Annotated in this window: 20 protein-coding genes; 12 read left to right on the top strand and 8 right to left on the bottom strand. The window is 52.2% G+C overall.

Annotated features, from left to right (window positions below):
• Window positions 1–51: 51 nt before the first annotated feature.
• Both L855_RS12085 and L855_RS12080 read left to right on the top strand, forming a co-directional pair.
• A complete protein-coding gene (locus tag L855_RS12085) occupies window positions 52–927 on the top strand; it encodes an ABC transporter permease (RefSeq protein WP_159788347.1) in 876 nt (291 codons plus the stop codon).
• A gap of 50 nt (window positions 928–977) precedes the next feature.
• A complete protein-coding gene (locus L855_RS12080; protein ID WP_159788345.1) occupies window positions 978–1,346 on the top strand; it encodes a hypothetical protein in 369 nt (122 codons plus the stop codon).
• Window positions 1,347–1,510: 164 nt separating this feature from the next.
• On the opposite strand, the gene L855_RS12075 is transcribed toward L855_RS12080, so the two are convergent.
• Window positions 1,511–4,198, bottom strand: coding sequence for a phycobilisome rod-core linker polypeptide (locus L855_RS12075; RefSeq protein WP_159788343.1), 2,688 nt, complete (start codon window positions 4,196–4,198; stop codon window positions 1,511–1,513).
• Between the two features lie 312 nt (window positions 4,199–4,510).
• On the opposite strand from L855_RS12075, the gene L855_RS12070 reads away from it, so the two are divergent.
• The 9 genes from L855_RS12070 (at window position 4,511) to L855_RS12030 (ending at window position 12,097) form a co-directional block, all read left to right on the top strand.
• Window positions 4,511–5,704, top strand: coding sequence for a class I SAM-dependent methyltransferase (locus tag L855_RS12070; protein WP_159788341.1), 1,194 nt, complete (start codon window positions 4,511–4,513; stop codon window positions 5,702–5,704).
• 249 nt (window positions 5,705–5,953) lie between these two features.
• Window positions 5,954–6,505 (top strand): ATP synthase subunit I, encoded by a 552-nt coding sequence (locus tag L855_RS21935; RefSeq protein WP_246198835.1) that lies wholly within the window; start codon window positions 5,954–5,956, stop codon window positions 6,503–6,505.
• Window positions 6,506–6,511: 6 nt separating this feature from the next.
• Window positions 6,512–7,255: a F0F1 ATP synthase subunit A gene (atpB, locus tag L855_RS12060; RefSeq protein WP_159788339.1), complete on the top strand. Its 744-nt coding sequence runs from the start codon at window positions 6,512–6,514 to the stop codon at window positions 7,253–7,255.
• Between the two features lie 173 nt (window positions 7,256–7,428).
• Window positions 7,429–7,674 (top strand): ATP synthase F0 subunit C, encoded by a 246-nt coding sequence (atpE, locus tag L855_RS12055; protein WP_159788337.1) that lies wholly within the window; start codon window positions 7,429–7,431, stop codon window positions 7,672–7,674.
• A gap of 112 nt (window positions 7,675–7,786) precedes the next feature.
• The gene (locus tag L855_RS12050; protein WP_219729911.1) at window positions 7,787–8,269 is read left to right on the top strand and encodes a F0F1 ATP synthase subunit B'; all 483 of its coding nucleotides are present in this window, start codon (window positions 7,787–7,789) and stop codon (window positions 8,267–8,269) included.
• A gap of 122 nt (window positions 8,270–8,391) precedes the next feature.
• Complete coding sequence (locus tag L855_RS12045) at window positions 8,392–8,916, top strand: F0F1 ATP synthase subunit B (protein ID WP_159788335.1); 525 nt, start codon at window positions 8,392–8,394, stop codon at window positions 8,914–8,916.
• Window positions 8,913–9,461: an ATP synthase F1 subunit delta gene (gene atpH / locus L855_RS12040; protein ID WP_159788333.1), complete on the top strand. Its 549-nt coding sequence runs from the start codon at window positions 8,913–8,915 to the stop codon at window positions 9,459–9,461. Before L855_RS12045 ends, atpH begins: the two co-directional genes overlap by 4 nt.
• 83 nt (window positions 9,462–9,544) lie before the next feature.
• Window positions 9,545–11,062, top strand: a complete 1,518-nt coding sequence (gene atpA / locus L855_RS12035) for a F0F1 ATP synthase subunit alpha (RefSeq protein WP_159788331.1) — start codon at window positions 9,545–9,547, stop codon at window positions 11,060–11,062.
• Window positions 11,063–11,149: 87 nt separating this feature from the next.
• A complete protein-coding gene (locus L855_RS12030; protein WP_159788329.1) occupies window positions 11,150–12,097 on the top strand; it encodes a F0F1 ATP synthase subunit gamma in 948 nt (315 codons plus the stop codon).
• A gap of 436 nt (window positions 12,098–12,533) precedes the next feature.
• On the opposite strand, the gene L855_RS12025 is transcribed toward L855_RS12030, so the two are convergent.
• From L855_RS12025 to L855_RS12000, 6 genes are all read right to left on the bottom strand, one after another.
• The gene (locus L855_RS12025; protein WP_159788327.1) at window positions 12,534–13,316 is read right to left on the bottom strand and encodes a DUF1350 family protein; all 783 of its coding nucleotides are present in this window, start codon (window positions 13,314–13,316) and stop codon (window positions 12,534–12,536) included.
• A gap of 146 nt (window positions 13,317–13,462) precedes the next feature.
• On the bottom strand, window positions 13,463–14,299 hold the full coding sequence (locus L855_RS12020; protein ID WP_159788325.1) for an NF038130 family PEP-CTERM protein: 837 nt from the start codon (window positions 14,297–14,299) through the stop codon (window positions 13,463–13,465).
• A 411-nt stretch (window positions 14,300–14,710) separates the two neighbouring features.
• On the bottom strand, window positions 14,711–15,898 hold the full coding sequence (locus L855_RS12015; RefSeq protein ID WP_159788322.1) for an LL-diaminopimelate aminotransferase: 1,188 nt from the start codon (window positions 15,896–15,898) through the stop codon (window positions 14,711–14,713).
• Window positions 15,899–15,938: 40 nt separating this feature from the next.
• Window positions 15,939–16,268: a thioredoxin family protein gene (locus L855_RS12010; RefSeq protein WP_159788320.1), complete on the bottom strand. Its 330-nt coding sequence runs from the start codon at window positions 16,266–16,268 to the stop codon at window positions 15,939–15,941.
• Window positions 16,269–16,448: 180 nt separating this feature from the next.
• Window positions 16,449–17,210 carry a PspA/IM30 family protein gene (locus L855_RS12005; protein ID WP_159788318.1) on the bottom strand — a complete coding sequence of 254 codons (762 nt, stop codon included), beginning with the start codon at window positions 17,208–17,210 and terminating at the stop codon, window positions 16,449–16,451.
• 148 nt (window positions 17,211–17,358) lie between these two features.
• On the bottom strand, window positions 17,359–18,585 hold the full coding sequence (locus L855_RS12000; RefSeq protein ID WP_219729910.1) for an SPOR domain-containing protein: 1,227 nt from the start codon (window positions 18,583–18,585) through the stop codon (window positions 17,359–17,361).
• 341 nt (window positions 18,586–18,926) lie between these two features.
• On the opposite strand from L855_RS12000, the gene L855_RS11995 reads away from it, so the two are divergent.
• Window positions 18,927–19,493 carry a DciA family protein gene (locus L855_RS11995; RefSeq protein ID WP_159788314.1) on the top strand — a complete coding sequence of 189 codons (567 nt, stop codon included), beginning with the start codon at window positions 18,927–18,929 and terminating at the stop codon, window positions 19,491–19,493.
• A gap of 712 nt (window positions 19,494–20,205) precedes the next feature.
• On the opposite strand, the gene menB is transcribed toward L855_RS11995, so the two are convergent.
• Window positions 20,206–21,039 carry a 1,4-dihydroxy-2-naphthoyl-CoA synthase gene (gene menB, locus L855_RS11985; RefSeq protein WP_159788312.1) on the bottom strand — a complete coding sequence of 278 codons (834 nt, stop codon included), beginning with the start codon at window positions 21,037–21,039 and terminating at the stop codon, window positions 20,206–20,208.
• Between the last annotated feature and the right edge of the window lie 32 nt (window positions 21,040–21,071).

The following is a 21,071-nucleotide window of genomic DNA, read 5'->3' as shown; positions in this document are numbered from 1 at the left end:
GAGACAATCGAGGATGCTCGTTATCGCAATTCTCAATTTTCCTAAGTTCCTATGAGTACCACCATCAACACGCCCACGCCCAAGGCTGAGTTGGCCGCGCAAGCTGTCGCTGACAATGCTTTGAGCGACTTTATCCAAGAAACCTTAGCCCTCACCCGGCGTCTATTTATTCAACTGCAACGCCGGCCCAGCACCCTGGTGGCGGGGATTATTCAACCCCTGATGTGGTTGATTCTCTTTGGGGCTTTGTTCCAAAATGCTCCCGCTGGCTTATTTGCCGAAAGCCAAAACTATCTCCAGTTCCTCGGGGCTGGGGTAATTGTCTTTACCGCCTTCGCTGGGGCACTCAACGCCGGCTTGCCGATTATGTTCGATCGCGAGTTTGGTTTCCTCAATCGTCTCCTAGTGGCCCCCCTCTCTAGTCGCTTCTCCATTGTTCTGGCCTCAACCATCTATATTGTCAGCCTCAGCTTCCTGCAAACCGCTGTGATTATGGCCGCCGGAACCGTTATGGGGGCAGGACTTCCGGGATTGGCGGGCTTGGGAGCGATCGCCCTATTTCTCTTTTTCCTCATCCTCGGCGTTACCGGCTTAAGTCTCGGCTTAGCCTTTGCTCTCCCCGGCCATGTGGAACTGATTGCCGCCATTTTCGTCACTAATCTACCACTACTGTTTGCCAGTACGGCCCTAGCACCTCTGTCCTTCATGCCGGGCTGGCTCCAAATAGTCGCCAGTCTCAACCCTCTCAGTTACGCCATTGAGCCAATTCGCTATCTCTATCTCCATGACAGTTGGAGCCTAAGCAGCGTGGTGATGGAAGCCCCCTTTGCTGATATTACCTTTGGGGCGGCTCTCCTGGTGTTGGTTGTCTTCGCCATGGCAGCTTTAGCTCTGATTCAACCCCTACTCCGTCGTCGCTTTGCCTAAGCCTCGACGCCATCTCACTCACCCCAACCTAGTTTTAGGAGAATCGCGTTATGAATCCCTTACGCTTTGCCATCACCAGTTCCCTGTCACTGTTAGCCTTGTGCAGTGGGCTAGTCTTCGCCTCCACCGCCCAAGCCCAAAACTCCAACCGTCTCGATATTCCCTCAAATAATCCCTTTCGGGATAGTCCCAACACGGGCGATCGCAACCCCATGCAAGGGGAAGGCGGCCTGGATATGTTTGACATTATCCACCGCAGTAACTTCGGCGGCGGTCGCACTCTAGAACAATTCCGCTCGGGACAAGAAGGACGCCTAGACAATGCAGCGGATGCCTTTCGTCGCCGCCAACTCGAACTCATCCGTCAACAGGAGTCCATCTCCACAGATGAGGTAGACTCCCTCAATCTGGACAACTAATCTGAGTCGCCGGGCACCAAAAAAGATGGGGGGTTGACTCCCCATCTTTTTTTCGTCTAATTAGAGTCCAATTAGAGCCTAACTAGACCAGATTGTAGATGAACCCCCATGACAACGGCAGGGAGCTGCGTTTTGGTTATATCACAACTCCCACGTCGCCATCCTTAGGAATTGATGCCATAGGGAACCGAAGGCACAAAGCTCGGAACCACCACATCATCATTTTGTTTCGTCAGCTGCTCATAGAGACGTTCCGTATTGGGGAAGTTTGCCGCCGGTAAGGTCGGGAAGCGACGATAGGGGACAATATCTTCACCAAAGGCCTCGATGTACTCAGGACAGTTCACCATGGTGCTGACAAAGCCGCGAATTCCCTCAGAGGCGAGGATTTGGTTATACTTGCGGATTTCAGCCTGATCCCGAGGCGCACGACCGAGGAAGTGCTTGGTTCCTAACTCGATCACCTTGGTGTTGGGATAGGGGGTGTAGAACTCGCGAATATAGAGTTCTGAACAACCAATTGCCTCGATGAACTCTTTGAGGGTAATTTCGCCATTGCTCAACTTGCTTTCGAGAGCAGTGAACTCACGCTTGGTGACATAGGGTTCGATGTCGCGCTCGAAGATTTGCCGATAGGTGGCCCGAATCACCGTTTGCACTTGAGCCTTGTCGAGAGTGCTGGTGAGTTTGAACTGCTTGGTTTGTTCCCGCTGTTGGCTGACACCCTGCTGAATCCGGAAGTTAACATCGGGATGGGTGCGCATTCCGGCATCGCTGGGGGTTCCCAACTGCACGAAGCGCGGCGCTTCGGGTTCGGGTTTGACCAACATTCCTGTATCGCCAATGCTACCGGCCCGCAGAGAGCGTTGGGCTTGTCCGGCGGGAGTGACGTAGCGTTCGTAAGGAACGGTGTCTTCTCCGAAGGATTCGGCATATTCGGGGCTATCCATGATCGCGTCCACCAGGGCATAGAAGCCTTGTTTGGCGCAGATATCAAAGTAGCGGTTCATCTCCGGACGACCGTAGGTGGGACGACCCAAGAGACGACGGTGGATGAACTCAACGGCTTTACAGACGTAGAGGGAAGTCCAATACATCTTGCGGAAGATTTCCGATTTCGCGAGGTCACGGATGAACTCACGCATGGTGATGTCCCCGTTTTCGAGGCGAATTTCCGAGACTTTCAACCGCTGTCCATCGTACAAGTCCCGTCCAAACACTTGACGGTATGCCGCCCCAATGACCGCTTGGGCGGAGCTTTCGTTGTACTGAACACTACTTCCGCGAGCGACAGTGAAGCTGGGAACCGGAGACATCTTAAAGACTTTGGGTCCCAAGGAACCGGGGTTGATCCCTCGTGCGCCGGGATTGCTCAGTTGGTTCTCAATACCAGGACCGCGACGAATCAGGATGCGGCGGGTATCTTTACCAAAGGGCGCCGGTGCATTTTTGGGACTGCGGGTTTCTTTCGGGAAAATTGCCCCGAATTGGATTTCCAGGGGATCGTTGCCGACACCATAGGGATGGCGATCGGGTAGAGGCCGCACATAGTCGGCGTAGAGGGTGATAAATTGAGGAACTTTGCGGAAGGGCGCGCTGTAGCTAAACAGGTCAAACTGAGCGCCCCAGTTACGGCATTCTTGGGCTTCTTGGCCGAGACCCCGCAGATAGGGAACGGTCTCCTCGCCGAAGTAATCGGAATACTCCTGAGAATCCACCAGGGCATCAATGAGCGCCCCTTGACCTCCTTCGGACATGATGGAGAAGTATTTCTGGACTTCTTCACGGGAGGAGGGAGCGCGACCGAGAATGTGGCGGAAGGCAAGTTCCAAGGCCCGGCTGTTGATGAAGGGTTGGAAGAATTGTTGCCGATAGAGGGGGGTTTTGCACAGACGACGCACAAACTCCTTCATGGAGATTTCGCCGTTCTTCACCTGGGACTCTAAGTAGGAAATTCCCTGGCTATAGGCTCGGGTAATATCCCGCTCGAAGATTTGCCGGTAGGCGGCTTTGATAATGGCATCTTTTTCGCTGAAGGATAACCCCGGCTTCATGGCGAATTTGGAGCGAGGTTCCGCGCCATTGGCGTAGATTTGGGGCAGTTTTAAGCCCTGTTGATCAGAAGATTGCCCTTTACGGACTTTCTCGGAGGGAGTGGGGGCTTCAAATTCACTCAACAGCACGTCAAAGTACTGTTGCACTAAGTCAGCCGCTTCCCGGTCTTGTTTGAAGTAGTTGACCGAGGCCGCCCGCATTTCCTGGATGGCCACAATGGTGGCGGCAGACGAACAGACGTTCTCGATGATTTCTCGCAGTCCTCGCACGTTGACGGAGATGATGTTGGGATCTCCGGCGACGAGGGCGTAGGTGACGTAGCGCAGGAACCAGCTTAAATCCCTGAGGGATTTGGTCATGTTGGCTGGACCGTAGCGGGCTACGTTGATGGCCCGGAACCCGGCAGGGGCCGCCCCGGCGCTGGGGGTGAAGAAGAGGTTTTTGATGCCGTCAAAGACACTGCCTTCTTCTTCGATGTAGCTAACGGTCTCTAGGGTTTCTGAGGCCGCTCCAGCCATGGCCATGACTGGCTCTGGCTTTTCTAAGAAGGACATGGGAGAGCCGCCGGTGAAGATCCGGTTGGCGGCTCGGGAGACGATTAAATCTGACTTGGCGGTGAGAATTTGGGCAATCTCAACGCGCTTGGTTCCGGATTTAAAGAAGGTGTCCAATTCACCCAGTTCATTCCGTCCCAGGTAACGATCCTGCTGTTCGGCTTGCGAGATCGTTGAGACGGGAACCGTTTTGAAGATTTGCTGGCGCACTAAGGTGGTGCCACCGCTTGCTGTTACACTCATGAGTTATATTTACAAGAACGACAGGATACCGGGGAGGGACAGGGGAGAGGCAAAGGCTTCTTCTTATCCTAGTATTGTTATCCGGCTTCAAACACTCTAGTTTTATTAAGCTCGCACTGTTAAGAAGTATGTCAAAATCAGGTTGCGAACTCGGGCGGTCAATATTCTAATTACCGCGACATGATAAAGGATCGCGGGTCTCTGTATGAGAAAACGCAAAGTTTTGTAACGTTTGAGCGATCGCCCCTCGCCCTCCTGATCCCCGATCCTACCGCTTGAGTGGGCTGATTCAGCAGTTTTTAAAATTGACATATGACAGACCGGTCTCAGATTAGCGCGGCAGTGCGCCAACTTTACAATACGTATCCCTTTCCTCCGGAACCGTTGCTGGATGAACCCCCTCCCGGCTATAACTGGCGCTGGCATTGGCAGGCGGCCTATAACTTCTGCACGGGACGCAAGCCCCAACGGGATGATGTCCAAATTCTTGATGCGGGCTGTGGAACGGGAGTGGGGACGGAATATCTGGTTCACCTCAATCCCCAGGCCCAGGTCACAGGGATTGATTTAAGTGATGAAGCCATTGCGGTGGCCCGGGAACGCTGTCGGCGCTCGGGAGCGGAGCGGGTTAGGCTACAAAACCTGAGCATCTATGAGGGGGATCAGCTCGAAACCACCTTTGATTACATTAACTGTGTTGGGGTTCTGCATCACCTCCCAGACCCCATCGCCGGGATTCAGGCCTTGGCCAGTCGCCTGAAACCGGGAGGCTTAATGCACGTGTTTGTCTATGCGGAGTTGGGACGGCGGGAGATTTATTTGGCCCAGCAGGCGTTGGCCCTGTTGCAGGGGGGCGATCGCCACAACTTTAAAGAAGGGGTGCGCCTGGGCCGCCAACTGTTTCAGGCGCTCCCAGACAGCAATCGTTTAGTGGTTGAAGATAAACGCCGTTGGTCCCTGGAAAATCATCGCGATGCTAACTTCGCGGATATGTATCTGCATCCCCAGGAGGTCGATTACAACATTGAAACTCTGTTTGAGTTGATTGATGCTTCGGGACTGTCTTTTGTTGGCTTCTCGAATCCCAGTTATTGGCAGATTGACCGTTTGATTGGGTCTAATGCTGAGTTGATGGCGCGATCGCAGCAGTTGCCCGAACGGGACTATTATCGCCTGGTGGAACTCCTGGACCCGGAATTAACCCACTATGAGTTTTTCCTCTCGCGTCCGCCTCTGGAGCGATCGCACTGGCAACAGGATGACATCTTGCGCCAGGCGATTCCCGAGATTCACCCCTGTTTGCAAGGCTGGCCCAGTCAATCCCTATTTAACTACGACTATCAGATTGTCACCCTCTCAGAAGCTGAGTTTGCCTTCCTGCAAGCCTGTGAATCTGGGGAAACTTGCGTCGGTGACCTCTGCGATCGCCTCGGGTTTGACCTAGCCGGAGTGCGATCGCTCCTCAAGCAACAACTGTTGCTACTGACCCCCACCCCCGAAAGCTAACCCCTCTGACACCAATCTCACACCAAAACCTCAGATCGATTCCTCAAACGGGAAAGTTCTCGGGCAGTTGGCGTACCGCACCGTGATATGATCTCTTCTGGTTTGGATTAGTCCAGACACTCCTTCTCGTCAGCCCGAGATGGTCAGTTACCTTCCCCTAACGATTCACTCAAATTTCTTTGAGGCACATTGGGGCGGCGGTAATTGTGCCGGTCGGTCCTGCGTGACATCAATGTAGGTGTTTGCACTATGCACCCACGTTTCGACGATAACCTCACGCCGTTGACGACACGTCCTCGCTTTCGTCGGTCTGATGACGAGTTCGGCGGTCAAACGTCCCCTGTCTCGTCCCAGCCGGTCCAAGTCTCTGCGTCCCCAACCCCATCGGAAACCGTTGCGGTCTCCGGTGAGAGCCGATCCTCAGATGAGGAGTATTCCCAACTTCGGAAACAACTGTACATGGCAACATTGCTGATTTCCGGAGCGGTCTTCGCCTCACTCTGGTATCTGTCCTCCCGTGATGTGGCCTTAAATTATTCGATTGGGGCCCTAGTGGGCACAGTGTACTTAAGAATGATGGCGAGGGATGTCGAACGTCTCGGTCGGACGAAGGTTCGGTTGGGGAACGGACGAATGGCACTGTTTATCGGGCTAATGGTGGTCGCCACCCAAGTTCAGCAGCTCCAGATTCTCCCCACCTTCTTTGGGTTTATGACGTACAAAGTAGCGATTCTCGTCCATGTCCTGTTGACGACATTCGCGCCGGACTTAAACTCTTCCAGGCAACCTGTCAATCGATGAGATAACATGCTCGACGTGCTACATACCGTTAATACTTTCCATTTGGCTAACTTGGAGGTCGGTCAACATTGGTACTGGGAAGTCGGTAGCCTTAAACTTCACGGACAAGTTTTTCTGACCTCTTGGTTCGTGATCGCCCTGTTGGCGATCGTTTCGATTTTAGCAACTCGTAACTTACAGCGAGTTCCCAGCGGACTTCAGAATTTCATGGAGTACGCCCTGGAGTTCATTCGGGATCTGGCTAAAGCCCAGATCGGGGAAAAAGAGTATCGCCCCTGGGTTCCTTTCGTGGGGACGTTATTTTTATTCATTTTCGTGTCAAACTGGTCTGGGGCACTTGTTCCTTGGAAGCTCATTGAGCTGCCAGCGAGTGAACTGGCCGCCCCCACCAACGATATCAACACGACGGTGGCATTGGCATTGCTAACCTCCCTAGCGTACTTCTACGCGGGAATCAGCAAGCGCGGGCTAGGTTACTTTGCTCGCTATATTGAGCCAACGCCGGTTCTGCTTCCGATCAACATTCTGGAAGATTTTACCAAACCCCTCTCCCTGAGTTTCCGTCTCTTTGGTAACATCTTAGCGGACGAGTTAGTGGTAGCGGTTTTGGTTCTGCTGGTGCCACTGTTCGTTCCGTTACCCGTGATGGTGCTGGGCTTGTTTACCAGTGCGATTCAGGCGTTGATTTTCGCCACTCTTGCGGCTGCCTATATTGGCGAAGCAATTGAGGGACACGGCGACCATGATTAGTCGCCCGGTTCCCAGTGGGGTTTGACCGGTCTGCTTAAGTCCCCACGTCGATGACTGAGTTTTGCCCGATGGGTTATAAGCTCAGCCTCGAACTTGACCACACAATCTCGATCATACAATCGGCATTTTTTTGTCGTTTAACGTTCAACTTAGACTGAAATAAGGAGTAAACAATGGATTCTTTAACGGCTGCTGCCTCTGTTATCGCTGCTGCTCTCGCAGTGGGCCTCGCTGCAATCGGACCGGGAATCGGTCAAGGTAATGCGGCTGGACAAGCTCTCGAAGGGATTGCTCGTCAACCCGAAGCAGAAGGAAAAATTCGCGGAACCTTGCTGCTGAGCTTGGCATTCATGGAAGCACTAACGATTTATGGTTTGGTGGTTGCTCTGGTGCTGCTGTTTGCTAACCCCTTCTCTTAATCAGTATTTCTGACGATAGGGGGTTCAGAACCCATTCACTGGATATTTCGTTCAAGGGATAATGGCTCTGAACCCCTACTCAATATAAGGAGGGTAAGGACAAACCTAGATTATGCATTGGACAATCGTACTGGCAACTGAGGCCACTCAAGAGGGCGGGTTGTTTGCATTCGACGCAACTTTGCCTCTGATGGCCGTTCAGTTCATGGTTTTGGTCGGGATTCTCAACGCGGTTTTCTATAAGCCGTTGACAAAGTCCCTCGAAGACCGAGATGGTTACATCCGTGACAAGACTCAGAGCGCACAAGCTCGTCTGAAGGAAGCTCAAGACAAGAGAGCGAAGTACGAGCAAGAACTCGCCTCAAGTCGGAGAAAAGCGCAAGACATTATTAATGCAGCTCGGGAAGACGCTGATAAAGCAGCAGATGCTCAAATTGCTGAAGCACAGCGTCAAGCGAATGAGGAACGGGAACAAGCGGCGGCTGAGATTGAACAGCAAAAACAGGCTGCTTTTGCTCAGATTGACCGGCAAGTTGATGCCCTCAGTCGGCAAATTCTCGAAAAGATCCTCGGTTCTGAACTCGTCAAACGTTAGCGAGCGAGCAGGAGTCAGAGGCTGTCGTCATCAGTCCCTGTCTCAGTTTAGAGGTTTAGTCGTGCTTCACCCCCGACGACAAACCAGCGACGTAACATTTAAACGATTAGGGTTTAAGAATCATGGAGACTTTTGTGTGGCTGGCTGAGGCCGAAGGAGGTTTTGCGTTTAACCTAGACCTATTCGGCAGCAACCTAATTAACCTCATCATTGTCATTGGTGTACTGTACTACTTCGGTCGGGGCTTCTTAGGAAAAATCCTGAGCGAACGCCGCAGCACCATTGAAACGGAAATTCGAGACGCTGAGCAGAAAGCCAGCAAGGCGCAAGCTGACCTCAAGACGGCCAATGCTGACCTTGAGCAGGCTCAGGCTCAAGCTAAGCGCATTCTATCAGATGCTCAAGAGCGAGCTGAAGCTGTGAAGGCTCAGATTATGGATGAGACTCGCGCTGAAATCGAACGATTGAAAACCTCCTCTGCTCAGGAGCTTCAATCAGATGAAAGCCGCGCCATGGCTCAGCTTCGGCAACGGGCCGTGAGTCTGGCTGTTGAAGAGGCTCAGAACTACCTGCGCGATCGCCTCGACTCTGAGGATCAACAAAAAATTATTGATCGCAGCATTAGCCTAATTGGAGGTCAACGATGACAGGACAAATGGCAACGGCCGAAATTGTTGAGCCTTATGCGAAAGCCTTGATGGCGATCGCCACCGAACATGACCTAGTCGATGTCATCGGCGAGGACACGGCTCAAATCCTCGATACTCTCAAAAGTTCAGAGGAGCTACGGCAATTTATCACCAACCCCATCATCAAGCCGGCGACGAAAAAAGCCGTCTTAGCGCAACTGTTTGAGGGTCAGGTGCACGACTACATGTTCCGTTTTTTGCGCCTGCTCGTCGATCGCGGTCGCATTCTTTTCTTACAAGAGATTTGTGCTCAGTATCAAGTCTTGTTGCGGGAACTGAAAAATATTGCTCTGGCTGAAGTCACCTCAGCCGTCGAACTCAGCGATGGGCAACGGGAGCAAGTCCGTGATCGCGTCAAAGTGTTCACCAACGCCAGTGATGTGGAGTTACAGATTGAAGTCGATCCGACTCTGCTGGGTGGCGTGATTATCCGCGTTGGCTCTAAAGTGCTTGACCTGAGTTTACGGGGCCAACTGCGTCGGCTAGCTCTGAGCCTTAGTTAACGCAGCCACCATGGGCCGCGAGAGCGTCTAGACGTTCGTGATCACAGTTTTATCCAAGAAGCGTTCAACAGCGAGACAAGATTATGGTAGCTATCAGACCAGACGAAATTAGCAGCATCATTCAGAAGCAGATTGAAGACTATGACCAGGATGTCAAAGTCTCCAATGTAGGAACCGTACTTCAAGTTGGCGACGGAATTGCCCGGGTCTATGGCTTAGAACAAGCTATGGCTGGGGAACTCCTCGAATTTGAAGATGGAACCATCGGCATCGCCCTCAACCTCGAAGAAGATAACGTCGGGGCCGTGTTGATGGGTGAAGGTCGTGACATCCAAGAAGGCTCTTCAGTTAAATCCACCGGTAAAATCGCCCAGGTTCCCGTGGGTGACGCGATGATCGGTCGGGTGGTGGATGCCTTGGGTCGTCCCATTGACGGCAAAGGCGACATCAACACCAGCGAAACTCGCCTGATTGAATCCGGTGCTCCTGGGATTATTGAACGGAAATCCGTTTGTGAACCCCTGCAAACCGGAATTACCTCCATCGACGCCATGATTCCCGTGGGCCGTGGTCAACGGGAGTTGATCATTGGAGACCGTCAAACCGGGAAAACGGCGATCGCCATCGACACCATCCTGAACCAGAAAAGTGAAGACGTGGTTTGCGTCTATGTCGCCGTGGGTCAAAAAGCATCCACCGTGGCTCAGGTTATCGGTGTGCTTGAAGAAAACGGCGCCATGGATTACACCATCGTTGTCGCCGCCAACGCCTCTGACCCCGCAACTCTGCAATACTTAGCACCCTACACCGGTGCCAGTATGGCGGAATACTTCATGTACAACGGGAAAGCCACCCTGGTCATCTATGATGACTTGTCTAAACAGGCTCAGGCGTACCGTCAAATGTCTCTGTTGCTGCGTCGTCCCCCCGGTCGTGAAGCCTATCCTGGAGATGTATTCTATCTCCACTCTCGTCTGTTGGAACGGGCTGCCAAACTCAGTGATGAACTCGGTGGCGGTAGCATGACGGCATTGCCGATTATTGAAACCCAAGCCGGTGACGTCTCGGCCTACATTCCCACCAACGTCATCTCCATTACCGACGGACAAATCTTCCTCTCCTCTGACCTGTTTAACTCCGGTCAACGTCCGGCAGTGAACCCCGGTATTTCCGTCTCCCGGGTGGGTTCAGCGGCGCAAACCAAGGCCATTAAGAAGGTGGCTGGGAAGATGAAACTGGAATTGGCTCAGTTCGATGAACTTGAGGCGTTCTCCCAGTTTGCGTCTGACTTGGATGCCGCAACCCGTAATCAACTCGAACGGGGTAAGCGCCTGCGTCAGTTGCTCAAACAGCCTCAAAGTTCTCCGCTGCCCCTCGAAGAACAGGTGGCAATTGTTTACGCTGGTGTTAATGGTCTCCTCGATGAGATTCCTGTGGAGAAAGTGACCCAGTTTACGAAGGGCCTGCGGGAATATCTGCGCAGCAGCAAGCCGAAGTTTGGTGAGTTGATTCGCTCAAGCAAGAAATTGGAAGCCGACTCGGAAAACCTCCTCAAAGAGGCGATCGCAGAATACAAACAGACGTTCTTGGTGTCTGCGTAATCGCGAACGTTAATTGAGGGTGACGGATGGCCTGCCATCCCTTGCCCTCAATCGCTCTATTGCCACTATTGTTCAACCGTTTCCCCTATGGCTAATCTAAAGGCGATTCGCGATCGCATTAAATCTGTTAAAAATACGCGAAAAATTACCGAGGCCATGCGTCTGGTGGCAGCGGCACGGGTGCGTCGCGCTCAGGAACAAGTCCTGGCGACTCGTCCCTTTGCCGATGCTTTGGCGCAAGTGTTATTTGGCCTACAAAACCGTCTGCAATTTGAAGACGTGGAGTTACCTCTGTTGCAACAGCAAGAGGTGGAGTCCGTGGCCCTGGTGGTGGTATCCGGCGATCGCGGTCTCTGTGGTGGCTACAATGCCAACATTATTCGTCGTGCCGAGGCCCGCGCCGCTGAACTAAAGGCTGAAGGCAAAAATGTCACCTTCATCCTCATTGGCCGCAAAGCCATTCAATACTTTAAGCGTCGCGATACCCCCATTACGGCGACCTTCGCTAACCTGGCTCAAATCCCCACTGCCGACGAAGCCGGACAAATTAACGACGAAACCCGCGCTCTCTATCTTTCGGATAATGTGCAACGGGTGGAGTTAGTCTATACCAAATTTGTCTCCCTCGTCAGTTCTAAGCCGGTGGTGCAAACTCTGCTCCCCCTCGATCCTCAAGGCTTAGCGGCCCAGGATGACGAAATCTTCCGCCTCACCAGTCGCGGTGGCAGTTTTGAAGTGCAGCGGGAACCTGCCCCAATGACGGCGGCGGAACTGCCCCGAGATATGATCTTCGAGCAAGATCCGGTGCAAATTCTCGATGCCTTACTCCCACTGTATATCACCAACCAGATTCTCCGGGCCCTGCAAGAATCTGCCGCCAGTGAATTGGCCGCGCGGATGACGGCGATGAACAACGCCAGCGACAACGCCAATGATCTCATCTCTGAGTTGACTCGCTCCTACAACAAGGCACGTCAGGCAGCGATTACTCAAGAGATTCTTGAAGTGGTCGGCGGTGCCGAAGCTCTGGGTTAATTAAGGCAATAGGCAGAACCCACCCCTACCCCTCCCAGGAGGGGAGATAGGGAGACCCTGCCTTATCCTCACAGCGAGGGTGTCTTGCCTGAACCTATGTTTACTATTTCCCAAAAGCGTCTTCTTCGGAAGGCGCTTTTTTTGGGCCGTTTGCCCTTGACATTCGCAATTCGTTTTGCTATAGTAAAATTATAAATAAAGCTTCACCCCCTTAAATCAAAGCGCACCAATTTTTTGTTTAAGGTTGGCAGGGCTTCGCGGCTCCGGTGCGGGCCGCGCAAAGCCAAACATCTAAGCAGCGCAATTTTATTTTTGATTGTCGTACACTAATCAAAAATAAGCACTCAAAGTAGAGCCTAGGGCAACCGTCCTTCCCCTCCTGGGAGGGGTGCCAAGAAGGCGGGGTGGGTTCTGCCTACTGCCTATTGCCTTCCCCTCATCGTACCGTCGTCGGATCGAGCCAAAACCCCACTTCCCGCGTCAGCCCATTCAAATCGCGGTAGAATCCTTGTTTGACCCATTGAGCCATCGCATCAAGGGGGGAGAAAGACTGTCCCACTTCCCAGGGGATGTCTTGAGCAATGGGAGTCAGATGAGTCCCCCTCAGAACTCGAAAGCTGACCCAATCCGGAAACATCCTCTCCAACACTGGACGCAGCATCAGGGTTTGATCAATGGTGTCATCTTGGAACTTAATCAGAAGATTACGGCGGACTCCATAGTGACTGGCAATTAACTCTTCAGTTTGTTCAGGAGATGGGGTAAATTCCACATCTGTCAGCACGGAAAGCTGATCAACAAAGGGAATCGATCGCCGTGCCGGATAGTTGTTATAGGCCATAAACACATTGCCGGCCCGTTTGACACTAAACAGACTACTAATGAGCAAATGGAGCTTACAGCCGAGACTATGGCCGACCCCATAAACAGACAAGCCGCGTTGACGAAGTTGGCCCGTGGCGTAGAGGCGATCGCAAGTCTGTTCAAAACGATTCAGGGACTCCTGAGCCATTTCCTTGTGATTGAGAGTATTAATCAAGGGTGTGGCAATGACCAGATAGCCCTGACTTGCTAAATACTCCAACAAGAAACGATAGGTGTATTTCGGGGCTGTGGCGACAAACGCCCCACCGAGAAAGTGAATGATTCCCTTCGGACGACCGGGAATGAGTACCGAACTCCCCGTTACCTCTTGCCAATCTGGGACCCGTTGAGCCATAGGGCGATCGCTCGCAACAAAAAAACTCACTCCATTCTATCGCAGTTCCCCCAAGCAAAAAAAAGGGAGCCTTCTAATGAGGACTCCCCAAAGTCTGGAACTGTATCAGTTAGGTTGACGGTTGCACAGTCGCAGCGGACAGAAACCTAAGACTGGCGACGTTTCATCAAACCCAGTCCAGCAACGCCCAACAGTCCTAACATCGTCGAGGGTTCAGGAATATCGGTAACAGGAGGGTTGCCAGGAAGCGTCAGGTTGTACAAACCGGTGTGAGACCGACCATCAGCACCTTCCCCTTTATCGTTGACCAAACCCGATGCCAGTGCAGACCCCATTTGATAGAGGTAGTGCGTCTCTCCAGCGTAATCGACTCGGACGACTTCACTCAAGTTCAGACCAGTGTAGTGTTTAAGGTGTCCAGCCAAACCAATGGAGATCGTGCCATCATTGGCCATATTCACATAGTTGACGTTAGGGTCACTAAAGCGTGCATAGCCTCCGATGCCCACAAAAATATTGGAAGCGAAGAAGTAGTTGTTTACCCCAAACTCCTTACTGATCCAAGCTTGTAAACCCGTCTCTTGGGTATGCCACGCTTCATAAAACCATTTTTCGGCAAAGCTATTGTAGCCACCATAGGGATTCAACCAGTCCTCATGGGTGAGGCTGCTGACTTGGATTTTTTCACCATTCAAGAAGCCAGATAGAGTGGTGGCATTCTTCATGTCGGCGGAGTCGGGACTGCCGAGGATGCCCGATAGCTCAACATGACCACCAGGATTGTTGATGTCCCCTTGCAGCAGAGTGGCTAAATCCGCGTTGTTATTTAAAACGGTAGAACTGCCAACCTGTTCGTAGAGAAGATAGGGTTGGTCGTTGAGAGTTGGATTTGTCAGGCTAAAGGCTAAGCCAGGAACGGCGGCAAACACGCCCATTCCGATGACGGAACTGCCGATTAGGGTCTTTTGAAGTAATCCAGACATGAGTGTAACGTCCTTTAAGTAAGTTCAGAGTAGAATTGCTTGTATATCGGGTAGATGCCGACAGAGTCCGTTCCTATTGCTCTGAAAAGCCGGGTGGGAAGTGATGAATGTCACTCATGCCCGGGAACGACTGTCTAACCGCTTAGTTTCAACCTACCCTTATTCTAGGAGGCTATTGCTAGCCGTAGGTAAAGTTAGTGTTGAGTTTTTCCCGATTTTTATAAAGTTTTTGCGAAGTTAAAAGCGGCCGTCAAAGCCTCATGACATCTTGGATTCAGGTTTTTTATATGAAAACACGCATGATATTTAATTTAATAGAAAGAAGCGGCTAAATCTTAAGTATTAATGCGCAGAAATAAACGTTAATATCCTTAATCTTCTATTGCATCGCCGGGTTAGGGAAAGTCCAGCTCACGAGGTTGCCAATGACTTCCGTAAAAATACAGAAATTCGTTGGACGGCGGTAGTGAGGACTTGGGGCGATCGCACCAGGGCAAAGCGAACATAGCCCTCGCCACTCTCTCCAAAGCCAATCCCAGGAGATACGGCCACCCCCGTCTCTTGCACTAGGGCCTCACAAAAGCCAATGGAGTCCCCACGCCAAGGTTCAGGGAGTTGGGCCCAGACATACATCGTCGCCTGGGGGATGGGAATGGCCCAGCCAATGTCCTGCATGGCATCGAGGAAAGCATCGCGACGCTCCCGGAAGCAATCAACCGTAGCTTGAACTGCCTTCAAGTCACTGTTTAGAGCGGCGATCGCCCCATTGAAAATCCCTTGATACTGGTTAAAGTCTACCGCCGCCTTCACCTGGCGCAACGCCAAAATCAACTCCGGGTTACCAATGGCATACCCCACCCGGAATCCCCCCATATTGTAGGACTTCGACAGGGTGAAAAACTCAATGCTACGGCGTTTCTCAACATCAGCCTGGAGAATCGAGGGAGGACGATGACCGTCGAACACTAAATCCCCATAGGGGAAATCATGAACCAGAGCCACGTTGTACTTGTCGCAAAATGTCAAGGCTTCTTCAAAAAATGTAATAGAAGCCGTCGCCGTGGTGGGATTGTGGGGATAACTCAACACCATCATGCGGGCGCGATCGCATACCTGAGGAGGAATCTCACTAAAATCCGGCAAAAACTCCCGTTCTGCTCGCAAAGGTAACCGATGAATCTGCCCCCCGGCTAAGGCCACTCCACCATAATGAGACGGATAGCCGGGATCGAGCAGGAGCGCATAATCACCAGGATTCAACAAAGCCAGAGGTAAATGAGCCGTTCCCTCCTGAGAACCCACCAGAGGTAACACCTCCGTTTCCGGGTTAACCTCAATCTGATACCGCCGCTGATACCAAGCTGCCGCCGCCTCCCGAAAGGCCCGGGTTCCATGGAAGAGGAGATATTGATGGGTTTGGCTATCCCAGAGCGATCGCTCAATCTCGTGCAAAATAAAATCGGCCGTCGGCAAATCCGACGAACCGAGGGATAAATCAATAATCTCTTGTCCTGCCTGGCGGGCCGCCGCCTTGGCCCGATCCATATCTGCAAAAACATTAGAACGGAGCGAGGTGAGGCGTTGGGCGAAGTGAAGCATAAAAAAAGCGTGAACGAGACAGAGAGCGCCGACGAAGCCGTTAAGCCCCTAACAGAGAGTCTAACAACTCTTGAAGTTGCGATCGCGTAATCGCCCCTTCCTTGGCCTTAAGCATCTCGCCCTGGCGATAGAAGCGTAACGCAGGCACTCCTTCAACCTTGCAATGTTTCACCGACTCCGGATTCGTATCCACCTCTAACTTAACAATCTTGAGGCGATCGCCATATTCCCCAGCCGCCCAATCAATGGAAGGGGAAACCAAGCGACAGGGGCCACACCAAGAGGCCCAAAAATAAGCTAAGACGGGTTGGTTTGCCTCCAATACGTCCGCTTGGAACTGAGAGTCATTAATCGTAACCGGTTCACTCATGGTTTTGTCGTTAACATCCCTGAGGGGAAACAGGACTGAACAAAATCCCCGTTATCCAGTTTAAAACGAGATGAGTCGCAATTGAAACAGCGATCGCCCAATCCTGAATCGAGTGAAACAGCGATCGCCCAATCCTGAATCGAGCGATCGCCACCATGGAAAAGAACCCCGAACCTGTCCCTAGAGATTATCCAGTTCAGCCCGAAGTTTCTCCAACTCATCATCAACTTCCGCATCCGCAGCGGGAGCTTGTCCTTCCGGAAGGGCCCCAGCCGGTTTTGAGCCACCCGAAAGCTGAGCCTTCATCGCCGCTAACTCATCATCCACATCACTCCCCGATTCGAGTTGAGCGAATTGACTTTCCAAATCAGCACCAAGCAGCTCTTCCGAAGCCTGAGATGTAGCCTCAGCCTCCAAGACTTTCTCTTCCATCCGTTCAAACGCCCCCATGGCCCCACTACTATTGAGGGAACCGAGGCTATTTTGCAACTGCTCCTGAGCCTTGGCCGACTGCATCCGGGCCTTGAGCATATTTTTCTTGGTTTTGGCCTCAGAAATCTTGCTCTCTAGCTGCATCAAGCTGCGTTTGAGAGTATCAACCTGCCCCGACTGCCCATCATACTGAGCCTTAAGCGTCGCCGCTGTTTCTGCGTGAGACTTCTTACGTTGCAAAGCTTCCCGGGCCAGGTTTTCATCCCCCTTTTGCAGAGCCAACTGAGCGCGACTCTGCCATTGATTGGCATTCGTCTGGGCTTGGTTGTATTGTTGTTGAGTTCGCTTTTGTTGGGCGATGGATTTAGCAACAGCTTGGCGCAACTGCACCAAGTCTTCCTGCATATCAATAATCGCCTGTTCTAAAATCTTTTCTGGATCTTCAGCCTTGCTGACCATGTCATTGACATTGGCGCGAACGACGCGGCTGATGCGATCGAATAATCCCATAACGTCTTTATTCCTTCTGACAGTTGGTTAACAAGTAGAAAACGGGCTTCTAGTTCAAGTGTAGCGAGCCGCGGCTCAGATTGGGGAGTTGGGGGCGTGACGACAATCAGGTCTATCTACTCCCTCCCATCCTACCCCCAATCGAATCCTAGCGGGCTTGGTAAACCCGGGCTGATATCCCATCCTCTTGCAGACGGTTTACCAGACTCTCAGCACTGGGGGTATCATCAAAGGCCCCCACCTGTACCTTCACCCCATCCGGAAACTCCCGTAAATAGGCATCAGGAACCTGCTCACGCACCCGATTTAAGGTTGATACCTGATTGTTATAGTCCACAACTACAAAGATAAAGCCCCCATAATTAGCATCCCGATCAATCGTCGGGGGTGGGCCTGACGATTCCTCTGTAGCTGGCTGTTGAGAGGCCTCAGGGGTTTCCGTCGGGGAGTCCGGAGCTGTCGGTTGAGACTCGTCGCTCGCTTCGGGCGTTAGTAGAGCTGAGATATTGTCGAGGGTATTTTCAGCCGCGTCCGTTGGCTCCGAAGGAGTCGGGGCCGTAGCCGCCGCTGGACTGGGGTCTTCAGGGGTGGGAGGTGGCGTCACCAGGGGCGATCGCGTCTCAGGATCTAAGCGACTGAGGGTACTCAAATCCAACTGAATAAACTCCTCAGCAGCCAAATCAGGAGATGTCGGTAAGCGGGTTGGACGAGACCCCGTATCAGATGACGTCGTTGCGTCCTCTCCATCTCCCTCTGTCGCCGTTTCCCCAGCAAAGAATCGTTCCAATCCCAACTGCGACAAACTCTCAGGATTGACCAAGACATAACCTAATGTGGCCGTCGCCGCCAGAAACAGCAACACTGACCCAACCCCTAGGGCCGTAAATCGACGTTCCCCTCCATCTGGGGAATCAGAGGACTCAGACGACTCCACCGTCAGACCATTAACACCAGGACTCAAGCCAGACTCAGACCCTCCAGAGACCTCAGATCCCTGACGTAACCGCTGCGCTGACTCCAAATACGTCTCAGGTGCCACAGCAGACTCAGAGGGGTCTCCAGCCGCTTCAGACGCTAGTGCCGCTGAGGACTCAGAGGGTAACTGAACCCCGCTCGCATCTCCATCGGAAGCCAAGTCAGGAGACACATCCCAGGGAGAGGTCTCCTCCGAGGCCGTCTCAGGAGACTCAAGCCGTCCCTCAACCACGACCGGCCGCGATGGAGGGGGAGGGGGAGGGGGACTCATCCGCTTGCGATGCTGTCGATACCGATCTAGTTCAGCATCCAGAGGAACATCCAAACTCGCCAACGCGACTTGTAACGAGGGATGAAGCGGGGAAGTAGTTCGTGTAGGGGAGGGTGTAGTGGAAGACACTTAACTCAAGTTGCCAGTTCACAAGATGGAAACCCCATAGGGGCTGTTACAAGATTAACTCGACTTGACTCGGAATGGGGGGCAAGTTTAGACCTCATGAGTTTGAGTCTGTTTATTCCGCTGGGCCACCGTCCCCCAAGTTGTATCACGCTTTCACACAACCTTCACAAAGGTAGGTCATTCTCGGAGTGGGGAGTTGCGTTAACGACATGTTAATTAGCATTAGCCAATTTAGAACTAGCCCCCCGACCCTGCCGATGATCGGGGTATCCATTGACCCTCCATGCTCATAATGGACCTGAATCCATCAGACAACTCAGAGCTAGCGCCACCTATCAATCATGAGTTTTGAATCCCTTCATCAGATTTTACGCTCGGCCTCCCGTCCAGTTGTCGCCCCGGAACAGGAACAGTTAGAGCAACTGCTGGCCCTCTGGCCAGATGTCGTTGGACAAAAAGCGGCTCGCTTCAGTCGTCCTACTCGTCTCTCTCAAAGCATTCTACAGGTCGCCACGGCCAATGCGGTTTGGGCCCAGCATCTAACCTTTCAGAGACGCCAACTCCTAAAACGGCTCAATTCCCAGTTAGAGGAACCTTTAAAAGACATCCGACTCTCGCCCCGGCGATGGCATCAAGAGGCTCAAACGCCTGACGCTAACCCTGAGTACCAACTCTCAGACCATCCCAGTGTCTGGAACGACTCGGCCGAACCCTCTCCCGGAAGAGAAACCGCTCCCCCATCTCTTAGCCCCCAACTGGCATTTGAAGCTTTGTTACAAAAACTTTCCGCCCGCACTCACGGGTCACCCATCTGTCCAGTTTGCCATTGTCCCACCCCCATTGGTGAACTAGAGCGCTGGTCAGTTTGTGCTGTTTGTGCCGTATCTTCTTTTGAACTAAATAGGTGATCGCGTTTAGTTTTTGACCATTTCACAATAGTTCTCCAATCGATCCCCGCTAAGTCGTAGGGGGTTCAGGAGTCTGTAGTCATGACTACAACCGCGATGTTATTTTTCTTTACAAACTTTACCATTAGTTTACACAAATAGCCCTGAACGCTAACTTTTATATTTTCTTTGGGATCTAAAAAAAGGAGAGATTGTAGAATTAAAGAAGATAAATAAAAACGTTCATTTTAAATTCGATTCAATGAATATCAATACCTGCTCCGTTTCAACCTGCCGCTCTTGCCGATACTATACCCCTGAAGGTCGTCGAGGTGGACAATGTCAGCAACTTGGTGCACCGGTTTGTGGCAGTTGGAAGTCGTGTTCCTTAGCCTTCCCGCCCTTTGCCCCATCTTGGGAACATTTAGAAAAACTCATTTCTCTCGACAGCCGCGAGCCAGTTTCACATCGGAATTTACAAAATCAACCTGTGCCCACTCAAGCTGAACGCGTTGCTGTTTAACGAGTTGAGCTTTTTTGATGTACGCGTCCGCTCCAATTACACACCCATCACGATTCAAGCCTAGACTCACGGAAACCGTCCGAGTCTCAGGGGTTCGTTAGGTGAGTTTCCGCACTGAATTCCCTCCCCGAATCCCTAAGAAAGACCCCACCTAAGGGAGGTGGGGCGAGCCTCATGTATAGTGTTTTACAAAATCAACTTGGCGGCCGTCTAAGGGAGCCAAGGATACTGTCGGAAATCAGGGTCCCGTTTCTCTAAAAAGGCTTGTTTCCCCTCAACCCCTTCTTCGGTCATGTAATACAAGAGGGTGGCGTTGCCAGCGAGTTCTTGTAGGCCAGCCTGTCCATCACAATCGGCATTAAACGCTGCTTTAAGGCAACGAATGGCAATCGGGCTTTTTTGCAGGATTTCCTCGGCCCAACGAATCCCCTCAGCTTCCAACTCCGCCACAGGAACCACTGTATTCACTAATCCCATCTCTAGGGCCTGTTGTGCATCGTATTGGCGACAGAGGAACCAAATTTCGCGAGCTTTTTTCTGGCCCACACTTCGCGATAAATAGCTCGCTCCAAAACCGCCATCAAAACTTCCCACTTTTGGCCCCGTCTGCCCAAAAATAGCATTATCCGCCGCAATGGTGAGGTCACAGACCACATGGAGAACATGACCGCCGCCAATAGCATAGCCGGCCACCAAAGCAATCACGACTTTGGGCATTGAGCGAATCAGCCGCTGTAAATCCAAGACATTGAGGCGAGGAACCCCAGCCTCATCCATATAACCGGCCTTCCCTCGTACTGTCTGATCGCCACCGGAACAAAACGCATACTTGCCATCACTGTGGGGGCCCGCTCCCGTGAGCAACACAACCCCAATGCGGGTATCTTCCCGAGCATCCGAGAACGCATCATAGAGTTCAACAACGGTTTGCGGGCGAAAGGCGTTGCGTTTGTGGGGGCGGTTGATGGTGATTTTGGCAATCCCATCGGTTTTGTGGTAGAGAATATCCTCGTAGGTTTTTGCCGTTTGCCAGGTGATATCCATAAAATTGCTGCCAGGTCAATCTGATTGCTTGC

The organism is Sodalinema gerasimenkoae IPPAS B-353 (genome assembly GCF_009846485.1).
Lineage (GTDB): Bacteria > Cyanobacteriota > Cyanobacteriia > Cyanobacteriales > Geitlerinemataceae > Sodalinema > Sodalinema gerasimenkoae.
This window is presented reverse-complemented; position numbering and strand designations above follow the sequence as displayed.